Raw genomic sequence first — 22,364 nt, forward strand, 5'->3', positions numbered from 1 at the left:
CATGCTTGCCTCCCAATGTTTATGCACCAACCTGCGACGTGCCGCCCGTGGCGTCAGCAGGCACTACGACGGCGCTCTCGACGGCTTCGGGATCAACGTCGCCCAGTATTCTTTGCTGTGTAACTTGCAGCGTCTCGACCAGCCGAGCATTTCCAGCCTGGCCGACGCCATGGGCCTGGATCGCAGCACCTTGGGGCGCAACCTGCGGGTGCTCGAAGGCGAGGGCCTGGTGCGGTTGGTCGAGGGCGATGATCTGCGCAATCGCCTGGTGTTGTTGACCGCTGCTGGCGAAGAGCGACTGGCGGCAGCGTTACCTGCCTGGGAAGCGGCGCAACAGAAACTGATCGATCGACTGGGCGCGGAAAAACGCGAAACCCTGTTGGCCTTGCTGGATGAACTCGCCTGAGCGCGAGTTTTTTTCGACTACAAGCGGGTATATACCCGCGAACGGAGAATAAGAAATGACCTCGATGTGGCGCACCAGTGGCTGGGTGCTTTTGGGCAGTGCGCTGATCCTGGCGTTGTCGTTGGGCGTGCGGCATGGTTTCGGCTTGTTCCTGGCGCCGATGAGCAGCGAATTCGGTTGGGGTCGTGAGACCTTTGCCTTCGCCATTGCCTTGCAGAACCTGATCTGGGGCCTGGCGCAGCCGTTTACCGGTGCGTTGGCCGACCGTTTCGGTGCCACCAAGGCGGTGTTTGTCGGTGGGGTGCTGTACGCGGTAGGTCTGGTGTTGATGGGCATGTCCGATTCGGCGTGGTCGTTGTCCCTCAGTGCCGGCTTGCTGATTGGGATCGGCCTGTCCGGCACCTCGTTCTCGGTCATTCTCGGCGTGGTCGGCCGCGCCGTGGCGCCGGAAAAACGCAGCATGGCCATGGGGATTGCCAGCGCCGCCGGCTCCTTCGGCCAGTTCGCCATGGTCCCGGGCACCTTGGGCCTGATCAGTTGGCTGGGCTGGTCCGCCGCCTTGCTCGCACTGGGCTTGATGGTGGCGCTGATCTTGCCGCTGGTCGCCATGCTCAAGGATCGGCCGTTGCCCGTGACGGCCGGCCAGCAAACCTTGCGCGAGGCGCTCAAGGAGGCCTGTTCCCACTCTGGGTTCTGGCTGCTGGCATTCGGCTTTTTCGTCTGTGGTTTCCAGGTAGTGTTCATCGGTGTGCATCTGCCGGCTTATCTGGTGGACCAGCACTTACCCGCCACTGTTGGCACCACCGTGTTGGCGTTGATCGGGTTGTTCAATATTTTTGGTACTTACACCGCCGGTTGGCTCGGTGGGCGCATCTCCAAACCACGCCTGCTGACCGGCTTGTACCTGCTGCGCGCTGTGGTGATCGTGCTGTTTCTGTGGGCACCGGTCACGCAAGCCTCGGCCTACCTGTTCGGCATGGCCATGGGGTTCCTGTGGTTGTCCACCGTACCGCTGACCAATGGCACCGTCGCCACATTATTTGGTGTACGAAATCTCTCCATGCTCGGTGGGATTGTGTTCCTGTTCCATCAGCTCGGTTCGTTCCTTGGCGGTTGGCTGGGCGGGGTGGTCTATGATCGAACCGGCAACTACGATTTGATCTGGCAGATGGCAATTCTCTTGAGCCTGCTCGCTGCAGCCCTGAACTGGCCGGTACGTGAGCGGCCGGTGGCGCGCTTGCAGGTGCAGATGGAGGCGGCATGAATTCAACCTGGTACCTGTTCGGTGGTGTGGCAGCGACCGTGCTTTTGTTGGCCCTGGCCTGGTGGGGATGGCAGCGTGGCGGGTTGGCGTTGATGCAGTTGGGTATGTCGATCTGTTAAGTTCGATCCCTGAACTCTTTAAAGGACATTTCGACATGCAGATGCGCTGGCTTGCAGTTCCCGTGCTGATGGCGGCTTTTGGCGGCGTGGCGTTGGCCGCCGATTGCCCAGCTTTGCTCGAAGGGCAATTACCCAAGCTGCGTGCGAAGGAGTCCATCGACCTGTGCCAGCGCTTTGCCGGCAAACCGTTGGTCATCGTCAATACCGCGAGCTTCTGCGGGTTCGCGCCGCAGTTCAAAGGCCTTGAAGCCTTGTATCAACGCTACAAGGGCCAAGGGCTGGAAGTGATCGGTGTACCGTCCGATGACTTCAAGCAGGAAGCCAAGACCGGCGAGGAAACCGCCAAGGTCTGTTATGTGAATTACGGTGTGACCTTCACCATGACCGAGCCGCAGACGGTCAAGGGGCCGGATGCCGTGCACCTGTTCAAGGTGCTGGCGGAGCAGGCCAATGCGCCGAAGTGGAATTTCTACAAATATGTGGTGGATCGCCAGGGCAAGGTGATCGCCAGTTTCTCCAGTCTGACCAAGCCGGACAGTCCCGATTTGATCGAGGCGGTTGAGCAGGCGCTGGCATCCAAGCCCTGATCGGCGGCCATTGAAAAGCCCCGCCTCCTTTGCAGGAGAGCGGGGCTTTTTTATACGGCTTGGGATCAGAACTTGTACGTCACGCCCAGGCCGAAACCGTTGGCGCTGTTTTCGTACTTGGAGCTGTAGGAACCCAGTGCATTGGACTTATTAACTTTAACCGGCTCTTCCTTGAGGTAGGAGTAAGCCACGTCCACGGTCATGTTATCCATCACCGCGTAGCCCAGGCCAACACTGAAGATGGTCCGATCACCGGTAGGGATGCGTGGTGAACGATCGGTGTTGTTGGTTGGCGACTGGTCGAAGCTCAGACCGGTGCGCAGTACCACCTGCTTGGTGAGCTGGTAGGAAGTACCCAGGGCGTAGGCCCAGGTGTCGTGCCAGTTCTGTGGCTCAGTGATCGTGCTGACGAGGCTAGGTGCAGCTATGCCACCGCTGGCCGCTGTCACACCTTCGTTGTTGATGGTGATGTCTTTCAGGCGACTCCAGCGAGTCCAGGTCGCACCCGCATACAGCTTCCAGGCGTCGTTGAGCTCCTGGGTAACCGACAGGTCCCAGGATTCAGGCGTGTCGACTTTCAACGATGCGTCGTAGCGGTTGTTGGCCAACACGAACGATGGGACCGTAGCCGCTTTGGTGACTTCGGTGTGGCCTTCGAGTTTGTACTTCACTTTCGAGTGGTAGGTCAGGCCAACGCGAGTGGTGTCGGTGGCTTGCACCAGAATACCGGCGTTAAAGCCCAGGGCCGTATCATCGCCTTTGACTTTGACTTTGTTGTCGCCTGCAAACCCTAACCCCGCCAGGTTTGGCTGCGACTCCAGGGTGCCGTCGATACGGTTGATCGTTGGACCAAAACCAATCGAGACCTTGTCATTGAAGGCGTAGCTGACCGTCGGCTGGAAGGTGATAACCGACACTTCGCTTTTGCTGCCAAACCCACGACCCTGGAAACCACTTTCGTAGTCGGTCTTCAGGCCGAACGGCGCGTAGACACCGAAGCCGATTGCCCACTGATCATTGAGTTTGTTGGTGTAGAAGCCGAATGGAACCCCGGTGAAAGGCACCATGTCGCCTTTGTTGCTGCCTGAAGAGCGTCCGCCAGCATCTTTGATATTGGTCGTGGCGTCGATGACTGCAACACCACCGGTAATTTGCTGACCTTCCAGGCGTGCCATACCGGCAGGGTTGCCATAAACGGTGCTTGCATTTTCGGCAGTAGAGGAGCGACCTGCGAAACCCGTCCCCATTCCAGCGACGTCTTGTTCGTTAAGGGCAAAGCCACTTGCGAAGACGTGGGAAGAGGCCATGGCAACGGCGAGGCTAAGTGTGGTCTTGAGCATTACTTTTTTCATTATTAGAACTCCGTGTGATCACCGCTGCGGAAAGTAACAACAAATTTGTAATCGCGCTATAGGCTGGAATGCAGGAGATAGAGCGGTTTTGTAGGACAATCCGACCAAAATCCAGGTTTTTTACCGACTCTTGCAAAGGAGTCAGTCAGCAAACCGCGGGAATCATGGGTGAAACACAGGTTTGCCAGGCTTGAGTGAAATCTCGCAGCCGTCCTTGTGGATGAAAACTTTCTTTCCAGATACGTGCCATGGCCAAAACATCACCGGGAGGTGGCAGGGCAGGGTTATGTTGCTCCACCAGTAACCAGGCGACGGCTGTGGCGTAACGCAGGTTGACCGTGAGTTCAAGTTGGGGCGCGCTGAGGAAGGCGTGCTGGCTGGCCAGGCCGCGTACCAGGCTGGCGCGATCCGGGTCCAGCGCCAGGTAGTCGTCCCACAGGGCGCGGTGGCGGGATTCGGTGATGCTATACAGGCCATGGCCGCGTCGGTCGTGCAGTGCGGAGCCCAGTTCCGACTGGCTCGCCGCAATCCCCAGCAGCAGGGACTCGGCGGTCTGATTGTGACGGCCCAGGTACATCAGCGTTGGCCGGATCACATAGCGACACAATTCGCTGGCAGCGATACCCATACATGCCTCAATCCGTGAAAGTGATCGACGAGCCTGAGAAGGGTGGGGGCTTGGCAGCTGTGGATCGGATCTCAGGCTCGCCGGAAGCGGATCATGCCGCTTGAGTTGAAGTGTAGTGTCATATTTATGGTGTAAAGGTCTGTTTTTAAAACATCTTCGCCATTCAGTTATAACGGTTATATCTATTTGAGCTGAGTGCAAAAACGCCAACGGCAAATTCCAGGCAATAAAAAACCCTGTTTTTTAAACAGGGTTTTTTGTGTTTCAGCGACTCGGGTCGATCAGGCAACCAGTGCCTGACGGGTACGCTCGATCACGGCCTGCAGCGGTTCTGCGCTGGAGTATTGATCGGGGTACAGGCGTTCGCTGTGACGAGCGATGCCGTGTTCGTTGACCAGGGTGAAGCTGAAGCAGCCTTTGCGAGCGGCCATGATCAGGCAGTTCATCGGAGCAAAAGCGTTGGTGAGGGTGCGAATGGCATCCTGAGTATGGATAGCGGACATATTATGGGTGTTCCTACAAATGACACGGTTAAGAACCGTGCAACGTTAAAACGTTCCAGTGACGTTGATCACCATTGATCGAACGAAGAACCCGACTGGAACAAAGCAGCCAGTTTGAAGCGCTAATAAGTTAGGCGCGCTTGGGCTGGCAGGTAGGTACTTAGGAGGGCAGGCAACACGACAAGGGCAAAGGTTCTGGGCCCGGGGTGAAGATCCTGATCAATTTGCAGGTTGGTTCGGTCAGAGTATTGAGACTTCGCGACACCCTTTGCTTGTTCAAAGGCAGTGTCGTCACAAGTGATACCTGGAAACCATCGAGGTGGTCGGTCCCGTGTTGTTCAGGGGAGTTGTTCGACCAGAATTGACTTTCAGCTTGGTACTAACGCCGCGGATAGTAACGGATTGAAACAGGGAAAGGAAGCGCACCTACCAAATAACTTCAGTCAGCCGTCCAAAAAGCCTTGATAGACCAGGACTGTGATAGCCGCTGTCAGCGAGCAGCCCAGTGCATAGCTCGCCAGGGTCAGGCGCAGAGACTGGCCGGTTTCGACGACTTTCATCACATCGGCCATGTCATTGATCCGACCTTCGCCCAGTTCGATGCACAGGCATGTGGCGGTAAAGGCTGCCGACAGCAGGATCGCGATGGCAAACAACGCGCCGTCAGGGGACGGCAGTACCGCATTGATCCCCAGGGCGATTGCGCAGATTGCCAGTAATAACACGGCGAACAACAGAATCCCTTTCATCGACCCACCACCGTTGCTCCTTGAGGCGGGCAGTGTGGCGAGCCTTTGCGCATTTGAAAAGTCCCCGGTCTTTGCCTTCGGTAACATCGGCGAAACGTATCGGTTCAAAAAGGGTCGGCGATATAACCATCGAATCGGTACTTGTGCACATTATGTGTGGCGTGTGTAACCCCGCTGTCACGCCCTGGGAAAAACCGTCGTTTGCCTGCAATGGAAATTTAAGTCAATGAAAAATCTGGCTTTTTTTTATTGGTGAAAAAATCGTCAGTTTGACCGCAGCCCCCATTCCATGGGGCTTTGCGCGAGTTAAAGGGGGGTTGTCCACTGAGTTATCCACAGCTTCTGTGGATTGTCCCAAGCGCTTGCTCTAGGACGGGCGTGCGGCGTTTTTTCAGCTTTACCTGTGTGAAAAAAAGAGTAGAGTGGCGCGCCCTTCGATCTGTCCCACAGTGTTTTATGAAGTTTCGCTCAGTATCACCTTCTGTTACCGACATCCCTCAGGCTGTTACCGCACCCAAGCGCTTCTCGATGAAGGTCGCCTTATGGTTGCTCGACAGCCCGCGACTGGGCCACAACACCAACGTCAAGCATTTCGCCGGGCGCTTGCTCAAGCAGCCGGCCCGCGAAGGGGTGGTCGCCGCACAGAGTCGCCTGGGGCAATTGATGTGCCGTGAATGCGGCAACGCCCGCGACCGTCGCATCGGTCACGACTTGCTGCGCCTGGCCGCGCGCGCCGGCGACCGCCGCGCCCAGCGCGAACTCGGTCAGGTCGAAGACTGAGCTGTCCTCCAGCCCTGTGCTTGGTTAACCTTGCTGCTTTTCGGTGATGGCAGAAATGGCTATGGTTTTCGATTGGACCAGTATTGCCCTGGGCCTGGCTGGCGCTGCAGTGCCGTTATTGGCGCTGTGCTGGCAGATTCAACGGCGGCTGACCGCGCGCATGGCTGGCTGGGAGTTGCTCGAAGAGCGTTTGACCATCGCGCAACTGGCCCAGGAAGGCCTGACCGCCCAGTTGGATGCCAGTCGCGACGAGATCAGCGATCTGAGCCAGGCCAATGCTGCCAAGCAAGCCGATCTGGCTGCCGTGCGCCGTGAAGTCGAACTGCTGCAGATCGATCGCGACAACGCCCGCGACGCTGCCCATGCCTGGAACCTCGACCGCAGCGCCAAGGAAACCGAATTACGCCGTCTCGATGCATTGTCTGCCGCCTTGCGTGCCGAGTTGCGCGAGCAACAGGAAAGCCATCAACAGCGCCTCGCCGACCTGCAGGGCTCGCGGGACGAGTTGCGTGCACAGTTCGCCGAGCTGGCCGGCAAGATCTTCGACGAGCGCGAGCAGCGGTTCGCCGAAACCAGTCAGGAGCGCCTCGGGCAGTTGCTCGACCCGCTGAAGGAACGCATCCAGTCCTTTGAAAAACGCGTGGAAGAAAGCTATCAGAATGAAGCCCGCGAGCGCTTTTCCCTGGCCAAGGAGCTAGAGCGCCTGCAGCAATTGAACCTGCGTCTGTCGGACGAAGCCACCAACCTCACCCGCGCCCTCAAGGGGCAGAAAACCCAGGGCAACTGGGGTGAACTGATCCTCGAACGCGTGCTGGAACATGCCGGCCTGGAGAAAGGCCGTGAGTATCAGACCCAGGTCAGCCTCAAGGGGCCGGACGGTGAGCGCTTCCAGCCGGACGTGTTGATCATGTTGCCTGGCGACAAGCAGGTAGTGGTGGATTCCAAGGTCAGCCTGACGGCTTACCAGCAGTATGTAGCGGCGGACGATGAAGTGATCGGCCAGGCGGCCTTGAAGCAGCATGTGCTGTCCCTGCGTAATCACGTCAAAGGCTTGGCCGGCAAGGATTACAAACGCCTGGAGGGGCTGCACAGCCTGGATTTCGTCTTGTTGTTCGTGCCGATCGAAGCGGCGTTTTCTGCGGCGTTGCAGGCCGAACCCAATCTGTTCCAGGAAGCGTTCGACCGTCATATCGTCATCGTCAGCCCTACCACGCTGCTCGCTACCTTGCGCGTGATCGATAGTCTGTGGAAGCAGGAACGCCAGAGCCAGAACGCTCGGGAAATCGCCGAGCGCGCCGGTTGGCTGTACGACAAGTTCGTGCTGTTTATCCAGGACTTGGATGAAGTGGGTAATCGCTTACAGCAGTTGGATAAGGCATACAGCTCTGCGCGGAACAAGCTGACAGATGGACGCGGGAATCTGGTCAGTCGCACCGAACAATTGAGATTGCTCGGCGCCCGCGCCAGTAAAAGCCTGCCGGCCGATCTGCTGGAACGGGCGATGACCGATGCCGACGGCGTGGCGCACCTGCCTGAAGAACCGAGCCCGTTGTAGGAGCGAGCTTGCTCGCGAAAAACGTCAACGATGACACGGATAACCTGGCGCAACGCGGTGTCCTGACGATCTTTACAGCGGCAGATGCCTGCTCAACAGCGCCCGCAGCGCCGCCGGTTTCACCGGCTTGGCCAGATAATCCAGCCCCGCCGCATGTACCTCGGCGACCATTTCCGGCCTGCCGTCGGCGCTGATCACCACCCCCGGAATCGGTTCCGCCAGTTGTGCGCGCAGCCAACCCATCAGTTCGGTGCCGGTTTCGCCGTGGTCCAGGTGGTAATCCACCAACGCAACTTGCGGGCGTATGCCATCTGCCAGCAATGCGGCGCATTGCGCCTGGTCGGTGGCGGTCCACACCTCACAGCCCCAGCGCGTCAGCAGGCTGCGCATGCCGATCAGAATGCTCTCTTCGTTATCCACACACAGCACCTGCGCCCCGCTCAGCGGCAGGCCGGTTTCCTGTGGGGTCTTGACCTGCGCAACGGCCTGGTTGCGCGCCAGCGGCACACGCACGCTGAACACGCTGCCCTTGCCCGGCCAGGAGCGCACGCTCAGGCGGTGGTCCAGCACGCGGCACAGACCGTCCGCGATCGCCAGGCCCAGGCCCAGGCCTTTTTCCGCACGGGTCTGGTGGCTGTCCAGGCGCTTGAACTCCTCGAAAATCACCTTCTGCTTATCCTGCGGGATACCAGGGCCGCGGTCCCACACTTCCAGGCACAGTTCGCCTTTGCGTCGACGCACGCCAAGCAGGACCGGGCCGTCGGCATAACGGAAAGCGTTGGTCAGAAAATTCTGCATGATCCGCCGTAGCAATTTGATGTCGCTGTCGACACGCAATCGGCTGCCACGCACGCGGAAGCGCAAACCCTGCTCCTGGGCCAGGGCCTTGAATTCGGCGCCCAGGGTGTCGAACAGCTCGTTGAGCACAAACGGCTGGCGCTGCGGATTGATCTTGCCGTTTTCCAGGCGCGAGATATCCAACAGGTCGCTGATCAGGTCTTCGGCCGAGCGCAGGGAACTGTCCAGATGCTGCACCAGTTGCCGGGCTTCGCTGGACAGGCCGTCATTCTGGTGGGAGAGGGCGGCGGAGAACAGGCGTGCGGCGTTCAGCGGCTGCATCAGGTCATGACTGACCGCCGCGAGGAAGCGGGTTTTCGACTGGCTGGCGGATTCGGCCACGCCTTTGGCGTCGGTGAGCGCCACGTTCAACTGCGACAGTTCATGGGTACGCTCGGCCACCCGTCGTTCCAGGCCTTCGTTCGCTTCGGTGAGCGCCTGCTCGGCTTCGCGGAACGCGGTAATGTCGGTGAAACTCATGACAAAGCCGCCGCCGGGCATCGGGTTGCCGATCAGCTCGATCACCCGCCCATTGGGGAACAAACGCTCGGAGGTGTGCGCGCGGCCCTGGCGCATCCAGTGCAGCCGGCGCGCCACATGGACTTCGGCTTCACCCGGTCCGCACAGGCCGCGTTCGGCGTTGTAGCGAATGATGTCGGCAATCGGCCGGCCGACGCTGATCAAGCCTTCGGGGTAGTTGAACAGCTCCAGATAGCGACGATTCCAGGCCACCAACTTGAGGGACTGGTCCACCACGCTGATGCCCTGGGTGATGTTCTCTATGGCGCCTTGCAGCAGGGCCCGATTGAATTGCAGCACTTCGGAGGCTTCGTCGGCGATCCGTACGACGTCCTCCAACTGCATTTCCCGACCTTCAATCGCGGCCTTTACGACGGCACGGGTCGACGAGGCGCCCAGCACGCCCGCCAGCAGGCGTTCGGTATGCGCGATCCAATCGTTATCGGCGTTCTGGTTGGGGTTGAAGCCTTTGCCCTGGCGATAAGCGAAGCGGATAAAGCTCTGCTGGGCGCGTTCTTCGCCGACAAAACGGGCTGCCAGGCTGAGCAGGTCGCTGATCTGCACCGACAACATCGAGCGAGTGCTGGCGCGTTGGCTGGTTTCCTGGCCGATGAAGCGCCCGGCCTGCCAGTGTTCGGATACCCGGGTGCGCGAAAGCATCGAGACCCAGACGAACAGCGTGAAGTTGCCCGCCAGGGAGAACACGGTGCCCAGGGTCAGTGAGGTGAGGGGCAAGCCGAGCGGGTGGGAATGCAGCCAGGTCAGGCCGGGGAAAAGGCTGAGCGACCAGCCCAGGCTTTTCGCGGTAACCGGTAGGACCAAGGTGTAGAACCACAGGAACGTGCCCGCCGCCAAACCGGCAAACACGCCGCGCCGATTCGCCTGTTTCCAATACAGCGCGCCGAGCATGGCGGGCGCCAGTTGGGTCACGGCGGCGAAGGCGATCTGGCCGATCGTCGCCAGGCTCGCGCTGGAGCCCAGCAAGCGATAGCTGACATAAGCCAGCAGCAGGATCAGCACAATGCTGACGCGACGTACCGACAGCATCCAGTGACGGAACACTTCAAACGGCCGCTCCGCGCTGGAGCGGCGCAACAGCCAGGGCAGCAGCATGTCGTTGGAGACCATGGTCGACAACGCAATGCTTGCCACAATCACCATGCCGGTGGCGGCCGACGCCCCCCCGATGAACGCCAGCAAGGCGAGAATCGGATGGGCTTCGGCCAAGGGCAGGCTGATCACGTAGGAATCGGGCGGCACCGAACCGGGCAACAGCATTTTGCCGCCGAGGGCGATCGGTACGACAAACAACGCCGCGAGGATCAGGTACGCGGGGAAGACCCATTTGGCCACGCGCAAATCCTGGGGGTCGATGTTTTCCACCACGGTGACGTGAAACTGCCGGGGCAGGCAGATGATCGCCATCATCGCGACACAGGTCTGTACCACCATCGACGGCCAGTTGACGGTTTCTTTCCAGTATTCCTCCAGGCGTGGCGCGAGCATCGCCTGGCTGAACAGGTCGCCGAAACCGTCATAGAGGCCGTAGGTCACGAACGCGCCGACGGCGAGAAACGCGAACAGCTTGACCAGGGATTCAAAGGCAATCGCCAGCACCATGCCGCGGTGGTGTTCGGTGGCGTCGAGGTTGCGCGTACCGAAGACAATGGTGAACAGCGCCAGCACCAGCGACACGATCAGCGCGGTGTCCTGGGCTCGGGTGCCGGCAGCATCCGCGCCGGCGCCGATCAGCAGGTTGACCCCCAGCACGATGCCCTTGAGCTGCAGGGCAATGTAAGGCAGCACGCCCACCATGCAGATCAGCGCCACCACCACTGCCAACGATTGGGATTTGCCGTAGCGCGCGGCGATAAAGTCAGCGATCGAGGTGATGTTTTCCTGCTTGCTGATCAGAATCATCTTTTGCAGGACCCAGGGGCCAATACCAGCAGCAGCACCGGTCCCAGGTAGATCGGTATAAAAGCCCACAGTTGTTCGGCCGCCTGGCCTACAGCGCCGAAGAAGGTCCAGCTGGTGCAATAAACGGCCAACGACAGGCTGTATACCCACGCACGCATACGCGGCGGCAGCGGCGCATGGCGGCGGTCACCGTAAAAGGCGATGGAAAACATGGTGGCCATATAGGCCAGGGCAACGGCGGCGATCAGCCCGCTGGACAGCGTCATGGTAACTCCGGACATAAACACACCAGGCATTTCAGGCCCGGCTGGACAGTCTCGCATGATGCCCGGGGATTAGTCAGTGTCGACCAAGGTCGCGTGGGCACTAATGTCGCAGGGCCGGGTATTAAAAGGCTTAGCGCGGCGGCAGGGTTTTCTGGCGCAGGATATAAATTGTTACTAATCCGCCGCTGGTCAACATGAAACCACGTGCCCAGGGCAATGGCACCAGGTAGCAGGAAAAGCCGATGCTCAGCCACATCAGGCCGATGGCGTAGACCTTGCCTTTGAGCGGGATGCCGTTGCCGTCCAGGTAGTCACGAATCCAGGGCCCCAGGTGCGGGTGTTGCACCAGCCAGTGGTAGAACCGTGGGGAGCTTCGGGCGAAGCAGGCGGCGGCGAGCAGTAGAAAGGGGGTGGTCGGCAATACCGGCAGGAAAATGCCGATCACTCCCAACGCTACGCTCAACCAACCGATGGACAGCAGCACGTAACGCAGGAGCAGCGAGCGATTGCCCATGGGGGGCACGGGCAAACGACTCAGTGGTGACGTGGCTTGAGGATCGCCGGTTTTTCGTCGGGTGCGTTGCACAGCAGGTAAAGGGCGGTGAGTGCTTCCGGGATCTGTACGATCATGTCGTCCATCAGGTTGGCGTCGGCGGCGATGTCGGAGAACTCCGGCTGGTCGTCGAACAGGCCCGAACCGACCATGATCGGCAGCAGCATTTCGCTGACTTCTTCCTCGGCGGTTTCGAACCAGGCGGCTTCGCGCAGGAACACGCCTTCCATGAAACCGATGCACCAGCCGCGCAGGTCGGAGTCGTCCGGGTCTTCACCCAGGTCCAGGTCGCACGGCAGCTCGAATTCCTCGTCGGAGGCCAGTTGGCGACCGATGTGGGCCTTGAGGGCCAGCAGGGTCGATTCGATTTCTTCACGCTGTGCGGCGTCGGCGTAGTGAGGTTCCTCGGCGAACAGGGCGTCGATCCACTCACGATCTGGCACAGGCTCGGAGCAAATGGACAGGGCGGTCAGGTAGCCGTGGGCGGCGACATAGTCCAGCGCCTCGTCATGCAGCTCATCGGCGTCGAGGAAGGCTTGCAGGCGGGTTAGTTGCTCAGCGAAGGACATTGAAGGACTACCTTGGGAATAAACGATGCTGAATTCTAGGCTTTCTTGAGCGCCCAGGCCAGCCGCAAGGCAGATTTGCCGGGTTTTAGCGAGGGACGGCTATTCGTCAGCGGCGCCCTTTGGCGGATGACGCTCGGGTATACTGCCGCGTTTTGCGATGCCCCTGCAGGCCGAGCGCCATTCCGAGAAAACTTCGCTTACGGATTATTTCCCGTGATCCCGTGTTTTCTCGGCCAGCCTGTACAGAGGGATTTCGGTACTTTTTTGGAGTTTTACATGCTCGAGCAGGCTCAACGCGTCCTCAAGGACATCTTCGGCTACGACAGTTTTCGTGGCCGCCAGGGTGCGATCATTGAGCGCGTGGCCAGTGGCGGTGACGCGCTGGTACTGATGCCTACCGGTGGTGGCAAGTCGTTGTGCTTCCAGGTGCCGGCGTTGTTGCGCAACGGCTTGGCCGTGGTGGTGTCGCCGCTGATCGCGCTGATGGACGACCAGGTCGCGACCCTCGAAGAACTGGGCGTCGCCGCGGCCTCCCTGAATTCCACTCTCAGCGCCGAGCAGCAGCGCGACCTGGCCGCACGGATCAAGCGCGGTGAAGTGAAGATGCTCTACCTGGCCCCCGAGCGCCTGGTACAGCCGCGCATGCTGGCCTTTTTGCAGGGCCTGGAAATCGCCCTGTTCGCCATCGACGAAGCCCACTGCGTATCGCAATGGGGTCACGATTTCCGCCGCGAATATCTGCAACTAGGGCAATTGGCGGAACTGTTCCCCGACGTGCCGCGCATTGCCCTGACCGCCACCGCCGACAAGCGTACCCGCGAAGAAATCGTCGAGCGCCTGCATTTGCAGAACGCCGAGCGTTTCCTCTCGAGTTTCGACCGCCCGAACATCTTCTACCGCATCGTACCCAAGGAGCAGCCGCGCAAGCAGTTGCTGGCCTTCCTGTCCGAGCGGCGCAGCGATGCGGGCATCGTGTATTGCCTGTCGCGCAAGAAGGTCGATGAAGTGGCCGCGTTCCTCTGCGAGCAAGGCTACCCGGCGCTGCCTTATCACGCAGGCTTGCCCAATGAAACGCGCTCTGCACACCAGAAGCGCTTCCTCAACGAGGAAGGCCTGATCATGGTGGCCACCATCGCGTTCGGCATGGGCATCGATAAATCCAACGTGCGCTTCGTTGCCCACATGGATTTGCCCAAGTCTCTCGAGGCGTACTACCAGGAGACCGGGCGTGCCGGCCGCGATGGCCTGCCGGCCGATGCCTGGATGGTCTACGGCCTGCAGGATGTGGTGATGCTCAAGCAGATGCTGCAGAACTCCGAAGGCGACGAGCGCCACAAGCGCCTGGAGCAGCACAAACTCGATGCCATGCTCTCGCTGTGTGAAGAAACCCGCTGTCGCCGCCAGACGCTGCTGGCGTATTTCGACGAAGACATGCCGGAGCCCTGCGGCCACTGCGACAACTGTGTCGACGGCGTGCAGACCTGGGATGCCACCGAGCCGGCGCGCCAAGCATTGTCGGCCATCTACCGCACCGGCCAGCGCTACGGCGTCGGCCACCTGGTGGATGTGTTGCTGGGCAAGGATAACGAGAAGGTGCGCAGCTTCGGCCACGAAAAACTCTCGGTCTATGGTGTCGGCAAGGCCCGCGCCGAGGGCGAGTGGCGCTCGTTGTTCCGGCAGATGGTCGCGCGCGGGCTGGTGGATATCGACCTGGAAGGGTATGGCGGGCTGCGTCTTAACGACAGTTGCCGGCCCTTGCTCAAGGGCGAGGTCAGCCTGGAGCTGCGCCGCGACCTCAAGCCGCAGACCACCGCCAAGAGCAGCACCAGCCAGGCCAGCCAACTTGTCCGTGGAGAGGAGCGCGAACAGTGGGAAGCCCTGCGCAGCCTGCGGCGCAAACTTGCGCAGGAACACAGCGTGCCGCCTTACGTTATTTTCCCCGACTCCACCCTGCTGGAGATGCTGCGCGAGCAACCCACCACCATGGCCGAAATGGCCAGGGTCAGTGGTGTGGGCGCGCGCAAGCTGGAGCGTTATGGCCAGGCCTTCCTCGAAGTGCTCGGCGGCCAGGCCGAAGCGCCGAAGGAAGTGGCCGATATTCGCCACGAACTGATCAGCCTGGCGCGCGCTGGCATGACCCCGATCCAGATCGCCGGGCAGCTGCAATGCACAGAGAAAAACGTCTACACGCTGCTGGCTGAATCCATCGGTAAGCAGCAGTTGTCGTTGGAGCAGGCGCTTGATTTGCCAGAGGATTTGCTGGGTGAAATCCAGGACGCTTTCCTGGACGGTGAAGGCGAATTGCCACCGGTCGCGGAGATCGCGCCGCTGTTTACCGGGCGGGTGCCCGAGGGCGTTTTGTACTGCGTGCGGGCTGCGTTGCAGTCCGAGTTCGAAATTTAATGTGTCAATAGCGGCAATGTAACGAATCAGTACATAGCATTCCTTGCCTAGGGGCATGGCTCATGCTTAGCTGACTAATAATTAGCCACACTTTTTTTTCAGTCTAAATCATGAGTTTTTTATGCCGTTAACCGATCAACACCGTTTTGGCATGCAGCTGGCGCAAATGTCCCGAGGTTGGCGCGCCGAGCTTGACCGCCGTTTGGCTGGAATGGGCCTGTCCCAGGCGCGCTGGTTGGTGCTGCTGCACCTGGCCCGTTTCGAAGACGCACCGACTCAACGTGAACTGGCCCAGAGTGTCGGCGTGGAAGGCCCGACCCTCGCGCGGTTGCTCGATAGCCTGGAAACCCAGGGGCTGGTGCAACGCCAGGCCGTGTTGGAAGACCGCCGTGCCAAACGCATCCTGCTATGCGACTCCGCCCGGCCGTTGATCGAGCAGATCGAAACCATTGCCACCGCCTTGCGCCATGAACTGTTCGAAGGCGTGGATGAAGCGGATCTGCGGGTGTGCATGCGTGTGCATGGGCACATTCTGGCGAATCTGGAAAAGTCCTGATCCCTCGCGCACCGCACATCGAAATGTGGGAGCGGAGGTGCTCCCACATGGGTTTCTTTTCAGGGGTTAGAAGGTTTGCCCCAGATTCAGATACACCGCCTTCTGATTATCATCGTTGAACCCATAGCTGAAACTCAGCGGCCCCAACGGCGTATCAAACCCCAGGAAAATACTCGCGGCGTTGATATAGCCACTGTCGAATTCATTGTCGTTGTTCCATGCCCGGCCCCGCTCCAGTGACCCTCCCAGGTACAACGGCAAGTCCAGCGGCAGGTACGAGCGCGGCGTCAGTCGGCGGTAGTACACCGCACGCATCAGGCTGATGTTCTGTCCGGAAATCGCATCCTGGCGAAAGCCCGACAATTGCCGCGCGCCGCCCAGCAGGAAGCTGGAAATCACCACGTCCGAATCATCCAGGGTGCGCCCGTAGCGCCCCCCCAGCACCAGGGTGTCCGGGCCATGGCTCATGGCCTTGTCCAGCTTGAACTCCCATTGACGGTAGCGCTGGTCCGAGCCCAGCCCCGGTTCGAATTCACGCAAGGCCAGGCCGATGTCTTCGCCGGTGTGAGGGAAGTACACGTTGTCGAGGGAGTCGAAGGAGTACTTCAGTTCATAGAACCCCTCGCTGAAACTGACGCTGGGCAAATTCCGATCGCCGATGCGCACGTCTGCCTTGCCCCAGGCTTCGCCGACACCGAAGCGGATTTCGCCGCTGTTGCCGATCTGCCGCCCGACGTTCAGGCCGAAACCATAGCGTTCCAGGCGATATTCGGAGATGGGGTCGTTGTCCAGGATCAGCTCGACGTTCTGGGCCTGGGCATTCAGATAGGGGGCGACGAAGTACCGCGAGCCGGTGTCCATCGGCTGGTAGAACTCGCTGTACAGCTCCTGGCGATCACCGATCTGTACGCGAGTCAGCCATTCGGCGCCGAGGCGGTTGATGCCGTTCATGCGGTAGCTGGCGCCCAGGTTGAAGGCGCTGTCGCCACGCATGTCATCCGACAGGTTCAGGCCCAGGCGCAGGTAGTCGGTGCCGCTGCGTTTGCCGCGGGCACTGATCACCAGGGTGTTGTCGTGGCCTTTTTTGATCACGCGGTATTGCACCTGCTCGAAGTAATCCAGGCCGTAGAGGGTGCCCATGTCTGTTTGCAGGCGCTCCAGGTTCAGCGGCTCGCCCAAGGGTTGGCGGATGTAGTAGCGGATGACGTCGTCGCTGACTTTCGAGTCGTTTTCCACGTTGATGGCGGTGATCACCGGAGTGCGTTCGCCGGGGGTGCGTGCGGCGAGCAGTTGCGGATCGATCGGTTCGGCGGGACGTAAATGCGCCAGGCGGATGTCGAGGGCGCGGGTGGCACGGTAGCCGGCGTCGATCATGTCCTTGGCGCGACCGAAGTCCGTCACGCCGTAGGCGGCCAACGGAGGCTGGATCAGCACGTCCTTGGGATGCAGGTCCTTGAGTTGTTCTTCGGAGTTGCGCCGGGTCATCAGGGTGATGGACTGATTGAGTACATCGACCACGGTGGCCAGTTGCTTGCGCGAACGCAGCGGGGTGCCGATGTCCACCACGATGGCGATATCGACGCCCATTTCCCGCGCCACGTCCAGCGGGATGTTATCGGTCATGCCGCCGTCCACCAGCAGCCGGCCGTCCAGTTCCACCGGGGCGAATACGGCAGGAATCGACATGCTGGCACGGATCACCTGGGGCAGATGGCCTTTGCTGAACACCACTTTTTCGCCCGTGGTGATGTCGGTGGCCACGGCACGGAAAGGGATGGGCAGCTTGTCGAAGTTACGTATGTTGCTGCTGTGGGCAAACATGCTTTCCAGCAACAGCGCCAGGTTCTGGCCCTGGATCACCCCCAGGGGCAGGCCGAGGCTGCCGTCATCGCGGAAGCTGAGTTTCTGCTTGACCAGGAAATCCCGGTCGTCCTGCTTGCGTCGAAACGGCACGTCTTCCCGAGGCGGTGCGTCCGACAGGGCCTGTTGCCAGTCGATACCCAGTGCGAGTTTTTCCAGCTCATCGATCTTGTAGCCCGATGCATACAAACCGCCGATGACCGCGCCCATGCTGGTGCCGGCGATCGCATCGATGTGGATACCCTGTTCTTCAAGGGCCTTGAGTACGCCGATATGCGCCAGGCCACGGGCCGCGCCGCCGGACAGCACCAGGCCGATTTTCGGGCGAGGGGCGTCGGCGGCGTGGACGAGGAGGGGCAGCAGGCACAGCAACAGGCAGGACAACAGGCGGCGCATCATGAATCTCGGGGCTGGGCAATAAAGGCCGGTATTATAGTCGCCCGACCCTCCGAGCCCGTTACACCAGGAACCTCTCAAATTATGTCTGCGAGCAAACCCGAGATCGTCATCACCTATTGCACCCAATGCCAGTGGCTGCTGCGCGCCGCGTGGCTGGCACAGGAACTGTTGAGTACCTTTGCCGACGACCTGGGCAAAGTGTCGCTGGAGCCGGCCACGGGCGGGGCCTTTCGCATCACCTGCGACGGCGTGCAGATCTGGGAGCGCAAGGCCGACGGTGGTTTTCCCGAAGCCAAGGTACTCAAGCAGCGGGTGCGGGACCGGATCGACCCGCAGCGTGACCTGGGCCACAACGATCGCACGCCGTGAAGGTCACCGCCCCTGTAGCACGGTGACCCGTGGGCGCACGGTTACTTGGCGGCCATCTTGCTCTTGATGAAGCCCACGACCCACGTCAGCACCAGGCCGCCGACCCCGCCGCCGACGATGTTGCCACCCACTGCCGCCACATCCAGCGCTTCGCCCCCGGAGGTGCCGGTGAGTGCCGCGACAATCTGGCCCAACACCAGGCCGCCGATGCCGCCGAGAAAGGTATTGAGCCCGGTGCCCAGGCTCTGTTTGGTCATGCCGACGATGTTGCCGCCGACGGCGCCGCTGATGATCTGCACCAGCAAGTTGATGAGCATTTCCATGATCGAACCCCTGCATAGCGTTAATGGCGTGACCACTCGCTTGCAGCAACTTCAGGGATCATGGCTGTCGTCGAGGAGTCTCTTTCCGTTGAACGACGACAGACTGTTGCGGATGGGCCAAGTATAGATCAGGCCGTTGCCGCGGGCTGTTTGGCCTGGCTGGCGCTGCCCATCAGCCCGGACAGGACGATGGCGACAATAATCAGCGCACCGCCCAGCAGCATGCGCAAGGTCGGGGTTTCGGCAAACAGCAGCCAGGCGACGGTGATGCCGTAGACCGGCTCCATGGCGAACACCACCGAGGCGGTGCGCGCCTTGATCACCGCGAGGCTGGCGACAAACAGGCTGTGGGCCAGGCCGGTACAGAACACGCCGAGTAGGCCGATCCACAGCCAGTCAAGGGCGCGCACATCCGCCAGCCCCGGCGCCGCCACTGGCAGCAGGCACAACGCGACCACTACGTTCTGGCAGAGCGCCGCCTGCACCGCTGGAATCCGCCCGGAACTGGCGCGATTATTCAGCGACAGCAGCGAGAACAGCAGCCCTGAGGCGATGCCCCAGAGCAGGCCGCCGGTGGCTTGGCTGGCGAGGTTGAAGTCCGGCGTCACCAGCACCAGACCGACGCTGACCAGTGCGACCAACAGCACCTCATTGGCACGAATGCGCTCGCGGAAGATCAGGCCTTCGAGGATCACGGTAAAGGCCGGGAACGCCGTGAACCCCAGGGTCGCCACCGCCACGCCGGCCACCTTGACCGCCATGAAGAACGTCACCCAATGCGCCGCCAGCAAGACACCGCTGACCGCCAGCCGACGCCAGTCGCGCAACTCCAGCCGCTTCCAGGCAGTGTTGCTGGCAAACCGTGCGAACACCGCGAGGGCAAGCACGGCAAAGGTGGCGCGACCAAACACGATGATGGCCGGCGAGGCGGCTGCCAGCTTGCCGAAAACGCCGGTAAGACCAAACATCAATGCGCCGATATGCAGGGCGCCGAGGGCTGAGCGGGGAGTCATTGCGATCCTTGAACCAACGAGCTGACGAAAGCGCAGTCTAGAGGGTGGTGGCTGTGGCGTCTGTCGCCGGTCTCGCGATTTTTAGCGCAGGGCTCTTCCTAGGTCGAGCGCCGCAACGCGCCAGCCATTGCACCAGTTGGTGCTGTCGCGAATCCAGGGCCAGGCGCGCCGGCTGTGGGCGAGGGGCGCTTCGATGTAGTGGCGTAGCGTGAGGGACGGTCTCATCGCGGTCTCCGGGGCGGCAGTGCGCCAGTCTACAACGCCTGGCGGCCGGCGGGCGCTGTCATCAGACGGACTCATGACTGTCATGGGCTATTAATCGCCAGGGCGCAAGCTCGCGAAAACACCGACGGGGGATGCCCATGACCAGCGCCGAATTCACCCAGCCCAGCCGCAAGCAGCGGGTACGTACCCTGTGGATTTCCGACGTGCACCTGGGCACCCGGGATTGCCAGGCCGAACATTTGTCGCAATTTCTCAAGAGCTACCACGCCGACAAGGTGTACCTGGTGGGCGATATCATCGACGGCTGGAAAATGCGCGGCGGCATGTATTGGCCCCAGGCCCATACCAACGTGATCCGCCGGTTGCTGACCATGGCCAAGCGTGGCACCGAAGTCATCTACGTCACCGGCAACCATGACGAATTCCTGCGGCGCTATTCCAAGCTGATCCTGGGCAATATCCAGTTGGTGGACGAAGCCGTGCACATCACCGCCGATGGCCGCCACTTGCTGGTGATCCACGGCGACCAATTCGACGTGATCACCCGCTACCACCGCTGGCTGGCGTTCCTGGGCGACTCGGCCTATGAATTCACCCTCACGTTGAACCGCTGGCTCAATCATTGGCGTGCGCGCTATGGCTATGGCTACTGGTCGCTGTCGGCGTACCTGAAGCACAAGGTCAAGACGGCCGTCAGTTTTATCAGCGATTTCGAAGAAGCCATCGCCCACGAAGTGACCAAGCGCGAATTACACGGTGTGGTCTGCGGGCATATCCACCACGCGGAGATTCGCAAGGTGGGCGAGGTGGATTACCTCAACTGCGGGGATTGGGTGGAGTCGTGCACGGCGTTGATCGAGCACTGGGACGGCACTATCGAGTTGTATCGGTTGGCGGATGCCCAGGCCAGAGCGGCGCAGCTCAAGGCCGAGATGGTCGCCGGCTGACCATCCCTGCTCAAATCCAAGTGTGGGTGGCTTCAGTTGGAGACATCGGCGATGGCTTGCGCCAGCAACGTCAACCGCGTCGCGTCAATACCCGCGACGTTGGCCCGTCCCGAGCTGACCATGTACACGCTGTGCTTCTCGCGCAGTTGCTTCACCTGCTCGGCACTCAAGCCGGTATAGGAAAACATCCCACGTTGCGCGCCAATGTGCGCGAATCGCGCCGATAAGCCGTGGGGCGCCAGCGCCTCCACCAGCCCGGACCGCAACTGCGCGATTCGCGAGCGCATGGCTTCGACTTCCTCGCTCCACTGCTGTTTCAGCTCGGCATCACCCAGGATGGTCGCGACCACGGCCGCGCCATGGTCCGGCGGTGTCGACCACAGGTTACGGGCGATGTTGGCCAGTTGGCTGCGCACATCCGTCAGCTTCTCGGCGTCGGCCGCACACACGATCAGCGCGCCGACACGGTCGCGGTACAGGCCGAAGTTCTTCGAGCAGGAACTGGTGATCAGCACCTCCGGCAGCTCGGCCGCAAACAGCCGCACCGCCCAGGCATCCTGTTCCAGCCCGTCGCCGAAGCCCTGGTAGGCGAAGTCGATCAGTGGCAGCAACCGGCGCTCGCGCACGATCTGCAGCACCTGGCGCCAGTCGTCGTGGGACAGGTCGAAACCGGTTGGGTTATGGCAGCAGGCATGCAGCAGCACCACGTCGCCGTGGGGCACGTTGGACAGGGTTGCCAGCATCGCCGGCACGTCCAGGCGGTTGTCGGCACCGACGTACGGGTAATGGCTGACCTTGAGCCCGGCCTTGGCAAAGATGGTTTCGTGGATCGGCCAGGTCGGGTTGCTCAGCCACACGCCACGGCCGGGCAGGCAGTGGGCGATGAAGTCGGCGCTCAGGCGCAGGGCACCGGTGCCGCCCGGGGTTTGGGTCGCGCCGGCGCGGCGTTCGCGGATGAGCACGGAATCGGCACCCAGCACCAGTTCGCTGATCAACCGGCCGAAGGCTGCATCGCCGTGGCCGCCGATGTAGGTCTTGGTGGTCTGGGTGTCGACCAGGCGCTGTTCGGCGCGCTTCACCGAGTGGGGAATCGGCGTCAGGCCCTGATCGTCCTTGTAGACGCCCACGCCGAGGTCGAACTTGTTCGGGTTGGGGTCCTGGGCGTACAGATCCATCAGGCCGAGGATCGGGTCGCCGGGTACGCGACCAATGGCATCGAAGTGCATCATTTGCGGCCCTCGGCGCGCTTGGCCACTTCGTCGGTGCGTGCGGCCATGATGAAGTCGTTGCGGTGCAGACCCTTGATGGAGTGGCTCCACCAGGTCACGGTGACTTTGCCCCATTCGGTGAGCAGGCCGGGGTGGTGGCCTTCGGCTTCGGAGATTTCACCCATGGCGTTCGTGAAGGCCAGGGCGAATTTGAAGTTCTTGAACAGGAATACCTTTTCCAGTTGCATCACGCCGTCGCGCACTTCGATGTTCCAGTCAGGGATCTGTTTGAGCAGTTCCGGCAGTTCGTCGTCGCTGACTTGCGGGGCATCGGCGCGGCAGGCTTCGCAGTGGGCTTGGTTCAAGGTGGTCATGTGGGGTGTCCTGAATTCGAGTGTTTGGAAAACGGTCGTCAGTGGCGTCACCCTAAAGCAACGCAGGGCCAGGGAACAGA

Annotated in this window: 22 protein-coding genes and 1 pseudogene; 10 read left to right on the forward strand and 13 right to left on the reverse strand. The window is 61.0% G+C overall.

What is annotated here, in order from left to right:
* Position 1 precedes the first annotated feature (1 nt).
* Genes BLR63_RS01045 through BLR63_RS01055 form a run of 4 tightly spaced genes read left to right on the forward strand, consistent with a single transcriptional unit; the run spans position 2 to position 2,376 of the window.
* Positions 2 to 406 (forward strand): MarR family winged helix-turn-helix transcriptional regulator, encoded by a 405-nt coding sequence (locus BLR63_RS01045; protein WP_010563934.1) that lies wholly within the window; start codon positions 2 to 4, stop codon positions 404 to 406.
* Between the two features lie 55 nt (positions 407 to 461).
* Complete coding sequence (locus BLR63_RS01050) at positions 462 to 1,670, forward strand: MFS transporter (protein ID WP_010563935.1); 1,209 nt, start codon at positions 462 to 464, stop codon at positions 1,668 to 1,670.
* Positions 1,667 to 1,789 carry a hypothetical protein gene (locus BLR63_RS32095; RefSeq protein WP_256858832.1) on the forward strand — a complete coding sequence of 41 codons (123 nt, stop codon included), beginning with the start codon at positions 1,667 to 1,669 and terminating at the stop codon, positions 1,787 to 1,789. Before BLR63_RS01050 ends, BLR63_RS32095 begins: the two co-directional genes overlap by 4 nt.
* A gap of 35 nt (positions 1,790 to 1,824) precedes the next feature.
* Positions 1,825 to 2,376, forward strand: coding sequence for a glutathione peroxidase (locus BLR63_RS01055; protein WP_010563936.1), 552 nt, complete (start codon positions 1,825 to 1,827; stop codon positions 2,374 to 2,376).
* Between the two features lie 65 nt (positions 2,377 to 2,441).
* Here the strand turns inward: BLR63_RS01055 and BLR63_RS01060 are convergent, their stop codons facing one another.
* From BLR63_RS01060 to BLR63_RS01080, 4 genes are all read right to left on the reverse strand, one after another.
* A complete protein-coding gene (locus BLR63_RS01060; RefSeq protein WP_042946573.1) occupies positions 2,442 to 3,728 on the reverse strand; it encodes an OmpP1/FadL family transporter in 1,287 nt (428 codons plus the stop codon).
* Between the two features lie 145 nt (positions 3,729 to 3,873).
* Positions 3,874 to 4,356: a hypothetical protein gene (locus tag BLR63_RS01065; RefSeq protein WP_010563938.1), complete on the reverse strand. Its 483-nt coding sequence runs from the start codon at positions 4,354 to 4,356 to the stop codon at positions 3,874 to 3,876.
* Positions 4,357 to 4,637: 281 nt separating this feature from the next.
* Positions 4,638 to 4,859 (reverse strand): hypothetical protein, encoded by a 222-nt coding sequence (locus tag BLR63_RS01070; RefSeq protein ID WP_010563939.1) that lies wholly within the window; start codon positions 4,857 to 4,859, stop codon positions 4,638 to 4,640.
* A 443-nt stretch (positions 4,860 to 5,302) separates the two neighbouring features.
* Positions 5,303 to 5,608, reverse strand: a complete 306-nt coding sequence (locus tag BLR63_RS01080) for a hypothetical protein (protein WP_010563940.1) — start codon at positions 5,606 to 5,608, stop codon at positions 5,303 to 5,305.
* Between the two features lie 456 nt (positions 5,609 to 6,064).
* Here BLR63_RS01080 and BLR63_RS01085 point away from each other — a divergent pair, with 456 nt between their 5' ends.
* Entirely contained in the window at positions 6,065 to 6,388 is a 324-nt protein-coding gene (locus BLR63_RS01085; protein WP_042946574.1) for an SEL1-like repeat protein, read from the forward strand.
* 175 nt (positions 6,389 to 6,563) lie between these two features.
* A complete protein-coding gene (gene rmuC, locus BLR63_RS01090; RefSeq protein ID WP_162830757.1) occupies positions 6,564 to 7,943 on the forward strand; it encodes a DNA recombination protein RmuC in 1,380 nt (459 codons plus the stop codon).
* 72 nt (positions 7,944 to 8,015) lie between these two features.
* Here the strand turns inward: rmuC and BLR63_RS01095 are convergent.
* The 3 genes and pseudogenes from BLR63_RS01095 to BLR63_RS01105 form a co-directional block, all read right to left on the reverse strand.
* Positions 8,016 to 11,485, reverse strand: a pseudogene (locus BLR63_RS01095) (hybrid sensor histidine kinase/response regulator).
* 130 nt (positions 11,486 to 11,615) lie between these two features.
* On the reverse strand, positions 11,616 to 11,999 hold the full coding sequence (locus BLR63_RS01100; RefSeq protein ID WP_010563944.1) for a YbaN family protein: 384 nt from the start codon (positions 11,997 to 11,999) through the stop codon (positions 11,616 to 11,618).
* A 20-nt stretch (positions 12,000 to 12,019) separates the two neighbouring features.
* On the reverse strand, positions 12,020 to 12,607 hold the full coding sequence (locus tag BLR63_RS01105; protein ID WP_010563945.1) for a UPF0149 family protein: 588 nt from the start codon (positions 12,605 to 12,607) through the stop codon (positions 12,020 to 12,022).
* Between the two features lie 276 nt (positions 12,608 to 12,883).
* Here BLR63_RS01105 and recQ point away from each other — a divergent pair, with 276 nt between their 5' ends.
* Positions 12,884 to 15,010: a DNA helicase RecQ gene (gene recQ, locus BLR63_RS01110; protein WP_010563946.1), complete on the forward strand. Its 2,127-nt coding sequence runs from the start codon at positions 12,884 to 12,886 to the stop codon at positions 15,008 to 15,010.
* A gap of 121 nt (positions 15,011 to 15,131) precedes the next feature.
* The gene (locus BLR63_RS01115; RefSeq protein ID WP_010563947.1) at positions 15,132 to 15,566 is read left to right on the forward strand and encodes a MarR family transcriptional regulator; all 435 of its coding nucleotides are present in this window, start codon (positions 15,132 to 15,134) and stop codon (positions 15,564 to 15,566) included.
* A gap of 66 nt (positions 15,567 to 15,632) precedes the next feature.
* Here BLR63_RS01115 and BLR63_RS01120 read toward each other — a convergent pair whose 3' ends face one another.
* Positions 15,633 to 17,822 carry a patatin-like phospholipase family protein gene (locus tag BLR63_RS01120; RefSeq protein WP_010563948.1) on the reverse strand — a complete coding sequence of 730 codons (2,190 nt, stop codon included), beginning with the start codon at positions 17,820 to 17,822 and terminating at the stop codon, positions 15,633 to 15,635.
* A gap of 84 nt (positions 17,823 to 17,906) precedes the next feature.
* On the opposite strand from BLR63_RS01120, the gene BLR63_RS01125 reads away from it, so the two are divergent.
* Positions 17,907 to 18,194 carry a SelT/SelW/SelH family protein gene (locus tag BLR63_RS01125; RefSeq protein WP_010563949.1) on the forward strand — a complete coding sequence of 96 codons (288 nt, stop codon included), beginning with the start codon at positions 17,907 to 17,909 and terminating at the stop codon, positions 18,192 to 18,194.
* 41 nt (positions 18,195 to 18,235) lie between these two features.
* Here BLR63_RS01125 and BLR63_RS01130 read toward each other — a convergent pair whose 3' ends face one another.
* The 3 genes from BLR63_RS01130 to BLR63_RS30975 all read right to left on the reverse strand — a co-directional run bounded on the left by BLR63_RS01130 (position 18,236) and on the right by BLR63_RS30975 (position 19,755).
* Entirely contained in the window at positions 18,236 to 18,517 is a 282-nt protein-coding gene (locus BLR63_RS01130) for a hypothetical protein (RefSeq protein ID WP_010563950.1), read from the reverse strand.
* Between the two features lie 128 nt (positions 18,518 to 18,645).
* On the reverse strand, positions 18,646 to 19,530 hold the full coding sequence (locus tag BLR63_RS01135; protein ID WP_010563951.1) for a DMT family transporter: 885 nt from the start codon (positions 19,528 to 19,530) through the stop codon (positions 18,646 to 18,648).
* An 81-nt stretch (positions 19,531 to 19,611) separates the two neighbouring features.
* Positions 19,612 to 19,755, reverse strand: coding sequence for a hypothetical protein (locus BLR63_RS30975; protein ID WP_156791890.1), 144 nt, complete (start codon positions 19,753 to 19,755; stop codon positions 19,612 to 19,614).
* Positions 19,756 to 19,892: 137 nt separating this feature from the next.
* Here BLR63_RS30975 and BLR63_RS01140 point away from each other — a divergent pair, with 137 nt between their 5' ends.
* Positions 19,893 to 20,702, forward strand: a complete 810-nt coding sequence (locus tag BLR63_RS01140) for a UDP-2,3-diacylglucosamine diphosphatase (protein WP_010563952.1) — start codon at positions 19,893 to 19,895, stop codon at positions 20,700 to 20,702.
* A 32-nt stretch (positions 20,703 to 20,734) separates the two neighbouring features.
* Here the strand turns inward: BLR63_RS01140 and BLR63_RS01145 are convergent, their stop codons facing one another.
* Both BLR63_RS01145 and BLR63_RS01150 read right to left on the reverse strand, forming a co-directional pair.
* The gene (locus tag BLR63_RS01145) at positions 20,735 to 21,928 is read right to left on the reverse strand and encodes an amino acid aminotransferase (protein ID WP_010563953.1); all 1,194 of its coding nucleotides are present in this window, start codon (positions 21,926 to 21,928) and stop codon (positions 20,735 to 20,737) included.
* Positions 21,928 to 22,284 carry a 4a-hydroxytetrahydrobiopterin dehydratase gene (locus BLR63_RS01150; RefSeq protein WP_010563954.1) on the reverse strand — a complete coding sequence of 119 codons (357 nt, stop codon included), beginning with the start codon at positions 22,282 to 22,284 and terminating at the stop codon, positions 21,928 to 21,930. Before BLR63_RS01150 ends, BLR63_RS01145 begins: the two co-directional genes overlap by 1 nt.
* Positions 22,285 to 22,364: the final 80 nt, after the last annotated feature.

The sequence above is a fragment of the Pseudomonas extremaustralis genome, assembly GCF_900102035.1.
Classification (GTDB): Bacteria; Pseudomonadota; Gammaproteobacteria; order Pseudomonadales; family Pseudomonadaceae; genus Aquipseudomonas; species Aquipseudomonas extremaustralis.

Bases quoted from the DNA above. Each gene is read 5' to 3' on its own strand.
- BLR63_RS01140 (WP_010563952.1), top strand. From the start codon at position 19,893: ATGACCAGCGCCGAATTCACCCAGCCCAGCCGCAAGCAGCGGGTACGT.
- BLR63_RS01070 (WP_010563939.1), bottom strand. From the start codon at position 4,859: ATGTCCGCTATCCATACTCAGGATGCCATTCGCACCCTCACCAACGCT.
- BLR63_RS32095 (WP_256858832.1), top strand. From the start codon at position 1,667: ATGAATTCAACCTGGTACCTGTTCGGTGGTGTGGCAGCGACCGTGCTT.
- BLR63_RS01125 (WP_010563949.1), top strand. From the start codon at position 17,907: ATGTCTGCGAGCAAACCCGAGATCGTCATCACCTATTGCACCCAATGC.
- BLR63_RS01130 (WP_010563950.1), bottom strand. From the start codon at position 18,517: ATGGAAATGCTCATCAACTTGCTGGTGCAGATCATCAGCGGCGCCGTC.
- BLR63_RS01045 (WP_010563934.1), top strand. From the start codon at position 2: ATGCTTGCCTCCCAATGTTTATGCACCAACCTGCGACGTGCCGCCCGT.
- recQ (WP_010563946.1), top strand. From the start codon at position 12,884: ATGCTCGAGCAGGCTCAACGCGTCCTCAAGGACATCTTCGGCTACGAC.
- BLR63_RS01080 (WP_010563940.1), bottom strand. From the start codon at position 5,608: ATGAAAGGGATTCTGTTGTTCGCCGTGTTATTACTGGCAATCTGCGCA.
- BLR63_RS01065 (WP_010563938.1), bottom strand. From the start codon at position 4,356: ATGGGTATCGCTGCCAGCGAATTGTGTCGCTATGTGATCCGGCCAACG.
- BLR63_RS01055 (WP_010563936.1), top strand. From the start codon at position 1,825: ATGCAGATGCGCTGGCTTGCAGTTCCCGTGCTGATGGCGGCTTTTGGC.
- BLR63_RS01145 (WP_010563953.1), bottom strand. From the start codon at position 21,928: ATGCACTTCGATGCCATTGGTCGCGTACCCGGCGACCCGATCCTCGGC.
- BLR63_RS01060 (WP_042946573.1), bottom strand. From the start codon at position 3,728: ATGAAAAAAGTAATGCTCAAGACCACACTTAGCCTCGCCGTTGCCATG.
- BLR63_RS30975 (WP_156791890.1), bottom strand. From the start codon at position 19,755: ATGAGACCGTCCCTCACGCTACGCCACTACATCGAAGCGCCCCTCGCC.
- BLR63_RS01150 (WP_010563954.1), bottom strand. From the start codon at position 22,284: ATGACCACCTTGAACCAAGCCCACTGCGAAGCCTGCCGCGCCGATGCC.
- BLR63_RS01135 (WP_010563951.1), bottom strand. From the start codon at position 19,530: ATGACTCCCCGCTCAGCCCTCGGCGCCCTGCATATCGGCGCATTGATG.
- BLR63_RS01085 (WP_042946574.1), top strand. From the start codon at position 6,065: ATGAAGTTTCGCTCAGTATCACCTTCTGTTACCGACATCCCTCAGGCT.
- BLR63_RS01115 (WP_010563947.1), top strand. From the start codon at position 15,132: ATGCCGTTAACCGATCAACACCGTTTTGGCATGCAGCTGGCGCAAATG.
- BLR63_RS01100 (WP_010563944.1), bottom strand. From the start codon at position 11,999: ATGGGCAATCGCTCGCTGCTCCTGCGTTACGTGCTGCTGTCCATCGGT.
- BLR63_RS01105 (WP_010563945.1), bottom strand. From the start codon at position 12,607: ATGTCCTTCGCTGAGCAACTAACCCGCCTGCAAGCCTTCCTCGACGCC.
- BLR63_RS01120 (WP_010563948.1), bottom strand. From the start codon at position 17,822: ATGCGCCGCCTGTTGTCCTGCCTGTTGCTGTGCCTGCTGCCCCTCCTC.
- BLR63_RS01050 (WP_010563935.1), top strand. From the start codon at position 462: ATGACCTCGATGTGGCGCACCAGTGGCTGGGTGCTTTTGGGCAGTGCG.